The 6003-nt window shown below is 37.1% G+C and carries 6 protein-coding genes; 3 read left to right on the forward strand and 3 right to left on the reverse strand.

Translation table 11 applies throughout. The features are described from left to right. Window positions 1-35: 35 nt before the first annotated feature. Window positions 36-182, reverse strand: coding sequence for a hypothetical protein (locus GO685_RS02935; RefSeq protein WP_175937509.1), 147 nt, complete (start codon window positions 180-182; stop codon window positions 36-38). Window positions 183-249: 67 nt separating this feature from the next. Here GO685_RS02935 and GO685_RS02940 point away from each other — a divergent pair, with 67 nt between their 5' ends. Together GO685_RS02940 and GO685_RS02945 are read left to right on the forward strand one after the other, a co-directional pair. Continuing rightward, window positions 250-1074 carry a YhjD/YihY/BrkB family envelope integrity protein gene (locus tag GO685_RS02940; protein WP_175937510.1) on the forward strand — a complete coding sequence of 275 codons (825 nt, stop codon included), beginning with the start codon at window positions 250-252 and terminating at the stop codon, window positions 1072-1074. Between the two features lie 9 nt (window positions 1075-1083). Beyond that, a complete protein-coding gene (locus GO685_RS02945) occupies window positions 1084-1833 on the forward strand; it encodes an SDR family oxidoreductase (RefSeq protein WP_175937511.1) in 750 nt (249 codons plus the stop codon). Window positions 1834-1890: 57 nt separating this feature from the next. Here the strand turns inward: GO685_RS02945 and lepA are convergent, their stop codons facing one another. Together lepA and GO685_RS02955 are read right to left on the reverse strand one after the other, a co-directional pair. Then, window positions 1891-3687, reverse strand: coding sequence for a translation elongation factor 4 (gene lepA / locus GO685_RS02950; protein WP_175937512.1), 1797 nt, complete (start codon window positions 3685-3687; stop codon window positions 1891-1893). A 64-nt stretch (window positions 3688-3751) separates the two neighbouring features. Continuing rightward, entirely contained in the window at window positions 3752-5149 is a 1398-nt protein-coding gene (locus tag GO685_RS02955; protein WP_175937513.1) for a malonyl-CoA decarboxylase, read from the reverse strand. Between the two features lie 109 nt (window positions 5150-5258). On the opposite strand from GO685_RS02955, the gene GO685_RS02960 reads away from it, so the two are divergent. Continuing rightward, entirely contained in the window at window positions 5259-5972 is a 714-nt protein-coding gene (locus tag GO685_RS02960) for a hypothetical protein (RefSeq protein ID WP_175937514.1), read from the forward strand. Window positions 5973-6003 lie beyond the last annotated feature (31 nt).

A 6003-nucleotide genomic window follows, 5' to 3' on the forward strand; every position in this document is an offset into this window, starting at 1 on the left:
GATTTGACAAGACTGCTGAGGTTTTTATGGGTTTTTTAAACTTCGTTGGTTCTCTCATATGGCTTCTCTAAAATTTTGTTCACAGAGACTAGGCCAGTGTTACGCATTAGAGTGACATAAATCTTGTGTTGTTTAAAAAGAGTGCTTAGAGCAGCAAAAGATATGACAATTCTCAGTATCATTGGGAGATTTTGCTTAAAAATATATTTTATTTCATTTAGAATATCTTACTTGGTTTGTTTATATATAGTGAATAAGTTACTACAGAAGTTTTACAGCATTATTTACTGTCTTTACCGTGCTTTGATTGACACAATTTATAATGACGGAATGGAGCATGCTGGATATTTATCATTTTTAATCCTGTTGTCAATATTCCCTTTTCTCATCGTTTTAATAGCTTTAGCATCAACATTTGCAAATTTCTTAGACCAATATAACATCGGCTGGGCGTTTATAATTGATCACATGCCACAGGACATTTTAGCATCCTTAATGCCGCGTATTAGGGAGATAATATCTGGTCCGCCACAGAGTTTATTGACTTTGGCAATTGTGGGTGCTGTTTGGACAGCCTCGTCAACGATTGAAGGGCTGAGAACAATATTGAATAAAGCCTACAAAGTTCCAGTTTCGCCACCTTATATATTGAGAAGGGTGCTCAGTATATTGCAATTTTTGGTAATTACGCTTATTATAACTCTGACTATAGTGTTCTCTACATTAGTGCCAATGCTGATTGATTTTTCCTATCATGGACTAAGTTATACTAAATATCTCCTCATCGAATTTGTACTCTTTATAGTGGTCTCCTGGCTATACTTTATGCTACCCAGCGTAAAACAAAATATGTCAGATGTATTTCCTGGATCTTGTGTAGCCGTTATGCTCTGGACAGCTTCTGCTTCAGCTTTCAAACAATACTTAAAAGCTTCCTTTGGCCAATTGGACTTAATATACGGAAGTTTAGGTGGTGTGGTAGTGTCATTACTATTTTTCTATATAGTGAGTTTAATTTTTATATATGGAGCAAAGTTTAATTTCCAGCTAAAATGTTTTAATGAGTCTCGCTAAGGAGAAAGAATGGGTAAGTTAGAAGGCAAAATAGCTTTAATTACCGGGGCTTCAGGTGGAATTGGGTCTGCTGTTGCAAAAAGGTTTGTAAAGGAAGGTGCGTGTGTAATTTTAATTTCAAGGTCTATTGATCATCTCAAGCCACTGTACAATGAAATTGAGGAATTTGAAGAATTCAAAGAAGGCCCTGTTAAGCTAATTCAACTTGATCTTTTGGACTTTGAAAACGTAAAGATACTAACAAACATGATAGAAAGCCTAAAATTATCAGAGTCTGGGGCACTTGATATATTAGTTGCGTGTACTGGAATTTTAGGTAAATTGAATCCTGTTCATGATTGTGAGCTTGAGGAGTTGCAGAATGTAATGAATACAAATTTCACTGCCAATTGGTACTTGCTAAAAAACTTGGATCCAATGCTGAAAAAATCTAATTCTGGAAGAGTGATATTCATGACCTCAGAAGTAACACTTTCTCCTTCTTCTTATCCGTATTGGGTACCTTATGCTGCAAGTAAAGCTGCACTAGAAATCATGGTAAAGATATATGCATCTGAGACAAAACATACAAAGCTGTGCGTGAATGCTGTATATCCAGAAGGACCTGTTGACAGCGAAATGTACAAGCAAGCGTTTCCTGGAAAGGATACGCCTGAACTAGTGCTGCCTGATAAACTAACAGACAAATTCGTGGAGTTAGCTTCTGAAGATTGTAGCGTATCAGGACAAATTTTACCATTGAGCAAATCTCTTGAATAAGTTGTATAACTGTACGAACATTATGACTCTAGCCTACCAAGAGTGTGTCATGAACTACTAGTCATTTATCTTCAAAGCTTGAATAAAAGCATTATGCGGAATATTGACATTTCCTATAGAATGCAATCTTTTCTTACCTTTTTTTTGTTTTTCTAAAAGCTTCATTCTTCGCGTTACATCTCCACCATAGAGTTTAGCTGTCACATCCTTTCTGTATGGATTAATCGTTTCCCTGGCAATAATTTTGCTACCCACTGCTGCTTGAATTGCAATCTTATATTGCTGACGTGGTATCAAATCCTTCAAACGCGCACATATCTCACGTCCCCTTCTTTCTGCCCTACTTTTGTGAACAATGCATGCCAATGCATCTACAGGCTCTCCATTAACTAAAAAGCTCAATTTATCTATTTGACTTTCTCGATAATCGGAAATTTCCCAATCCAAACTTGCGTATCCCTTAGAAATCGATTTTAGCCTATCGTAAAAATCAAAAACAACCTCAGATAGCGGTAACTTATACTTCATCAGTGCTGTTGTTGTGCTACCAACATAAGATAAATCTTTTTGCTCTCCCCTCCTTTCTTCACACAGAGATAGCATTTCTCCTAAATATTGATCAGGCACCATTATAGTTGCAGTAATCCACGGCTCTTCCACCATCTCAACCTTTGTAGGATCTGGCATATCACTTGGATTATGAATATTCAGAATTTCGCCATTTCGTGTTGTAACTCTATATATAACACTCGGCGCGGTTGCTGTTAGGTCTAAATCAAACTCTCTCTCAAGCCTTCCTTGAATAACCTCAAGGTGTAACATTCCCAAAAAACCGCAACGGAATCCATAGCCAAACGCATTTGACGTTTCAGCCTCAAAGGTAAAGCTAGCATCATTTAAGTGTAATTTCTCCAGCGCCTCTCTTAAATATTTAAAGTCATCTGTTTTGTTGGGAAAAATGCTACAGAATACCACAGGGTGCACTTCTTTAAATCCAGGCAGTGCTTCACTGCAAGGCCTCTTTTCCTCAGTGATGGTGTCCCCTACCCTACAGTCTGCCACTTCTTTCATTGAAGCAGTTATAAAACCAACTTCACCTGCTGAAAGTTCACCAGTCATTACCTTTTTAGGAGTAAAAATACCGATATTATCCACCTGGTATGTGGCATTGTTGGACATCATAACAATCTTCATGCCTTTTTTTAGCACTCCATTTTTAACTCGCACTAAAATTACTACTCCCAAATAAGGATCATACCAACTATCAACTAAAATTGCCTGCAGTGAAGCGTTTGCATCACCCTGTGGAGCTGGAAGTTTCGTCACTATTGCTTCCAGTACATCCCTTATTCCAAGTCCAGTTTTTGCCGATATTAAAACTGACTCACTTGCGTCAATACCAATTACTTCCTCAACCTGAAGTTTTACCCTTTCTGGATCTGCAGCAGGGAGATCAACTTTATTGAGCACAACTATTATCTCATGATTATTGTTAACAGCTTTGTACACATTCGCAAGAGTTTGAGCTTCAACTCCCTGGCTGCTATCTACCACCAAAAGTGAACTTTCGCACGCAGCCAAGCTTCGACTCACTTCATACGAAAAGTCAACATGACCTGGAGTATCCATAAGGTTCAAGCAATATTGATTTCCATCATTTGCAGTGTAGTTGAGTCTTACCGTCTGTGCTTTGATTGTAATTCCACGTTCGCGTTCTATCTCCATTGAATCGAGCACTTGATTGGTCATTTCCCTTGCCTCAAGACCATTACATTCTTCTATTAAACGATCGGCAAGCGTTGACTTTCCGTGATCTATATGTGCTATTATTGCAAAATTTCTTATATTATCCATTGATGGCTATTCTACATATTTAAGTAGAACTATTTTACATTTGAAGTGCCATAAGGGCAATTATTTACTTTCCCTTCAACATAGACGACACCTGCTTCGAGTGAGAAACCACCTTATTAACCATATAGCTCTCATGATTATTATCTATTTTAGACAATTCATATAGGTAATTCACCATCATTCCAGCCGACTGACTAATTCCATTTTCAGAAACATCTGCCATCCAGTTTAGTTGTTTTATTGATGCACCATTGCTTAAATGAAAATGTGCTACCGGATCATAAGCAACGCCGTTACTGTTTTTAACCTTCAGCAAGTAATGTGCACAGAGCTTCAGCAAGTATTGTTTTTCGCATTCAACGTTAGTTTTTAACTGCTCTATGCTTTCTAAAATTTCTGCACTAGATTGCTTTATATTCAGTTTGCTCAATAAAGTAATATCTCGGCTTAAACTTTCTTTCAGCCATTTCGTAAAGCCAGGTATTGGGGAAAAAGTTGCGTATATTTTTATACTCTTAAACTCCTGCGACAGCTTTTCTACAACCCTTTTGATCAAAAAATTACCCAGGCTGATTCCAGACAAACCTGCTTGGGTATTTGATATTGAATAGAATATGGCAGTGCTTGCACTACTTGGATCACTTGAAGGTACCGACTCATCTAAGAGATGTTGAATGCTATCTGCAATTCCATCCATCAATGCAACTTCTACAAAAATTAGAGGCTCGTTTGGTATTTTGTAATGAAAAAAGGCAAAACATAGACGATCAGAATCCAGCCTGTTTTTTAAGTCACCCCAAGAAGAAATTTTATGCACAGCTTCATATTTTATAAGTTTTTCTAACAACGATGCAGGTGAATCCCAGGTAATTTGACGAAGATCGAGTAGATCAACGTCAACCCAGGAGAGAAGTATGCTTTTCAATTCACTTTCTAGTCGATTGAGCTCTTTATATTGGTTCCTTAACTTAAGCACGTCAGAACGCATATCGACAATAAACTTAAGGCCTTCCGGCAAAGAAATAAATTGCTTCAATATTTTAGAACGTGGTGATTCAAGGACTTTTACCAAATCCTGTTCAAATTTATAGTTTAACTCGGGATTCTGATTTTCTCTATATTCTTTTATTCTTTCATCTATTTCCGCTTTATTTAGACTAAATTTTTCTGCCAGGGTTTGCAGAAATTTTATTTTACCCTTCTCCGATAAACTTAAATACAGATTACCAAGAGATACGGTGTTCTTACGTGCTGAAACCTCCCCTCCCTTTGGGTTTAAGCACTCGTTCATCTTCAAGACTAAGCTATCGATATCGCGGCTACTGCTTAAATCAGGGCCAATATTGCCAACCCACGATCTTACAGCATCTGCAACTCCACCAAATATCTTAAAAAAGCCACTTACTGCTTTCTTATCTTCAACCTGCGCTATATCAGTTTTAACTAGTGATTCTTTCGTCATAGATTTCTTTTACCGTACATCTATATTAAACCAAAGAAAAATCTTAGTCTATACAGCAGGCATCGTTATCAGATTATATGATATAATTGTGTCAATGGAGAGTAATACTATGGCAGAGGCAAAAGGAAATCCAATAGTTACATGGAAAGCCCAAGCTGAAAAGTGTGACTTCAGCAAACTAAGAGCTGCAGAAGATAACAAAGGAGCAAACTCCGGCGAAACTATGCACGGCGATTTTCACAGAATGAATTTTGTTATCAACAAAAAAATTATAGAAAAAACTTCAATTCACACGTTGATAGAAAGAGCTTGGAAGCAACATTCATGGAGAGAACTCAAGCAAAGTCTAACTGATAAAGAAACTAATGCATATGGGAAAAAGTTTTACAGCAGCGAAGAGCAAGTTCATTTATTAAAAGCAAAAGTACATGAAAGCAAAAATTACCGCCCAATTGCAAAAGAAATTTTTAAGGAAATGTTTAAATACGCTGAAGCAGAAGTTCCAAGTGATCCTATTTTAGAAGAGCTAGTTACTAATTGTAATCAGTCTTCTTACTATGGTGGAGGGCTAGTAATAAACGTCCTTGCTCCTGCACTTCTTCCCCATGAGTTAATACCTCAAAGTCAAGGTACTATCCACATCAACTGTATCAATAGAAACTGTGTTAGCATCAAATCCGATAACGAAATATCTATAACAGACACTAAATTGCTAACCAATGGTCGTAATTTAAAAGAAGCGGTTATATGCCAGTTAAACAGCTCACTAGTCTCTGTGAACAAAATTTTAGAGAAGCCATATGAGAGAACCAACGAAGTTTAAAAAACCCATAAAAACCTCAGCAGTCTTGTCA

This window comes from Wolbachia endosymbiont of Madathamugadia hiepei, assembly GCF_013366855.1.
GTDB lineage: Bacteria > Pseudomonadota > Alphaproteobacteria > Rickettsiales > Anaplasmataceae > Wolbachia.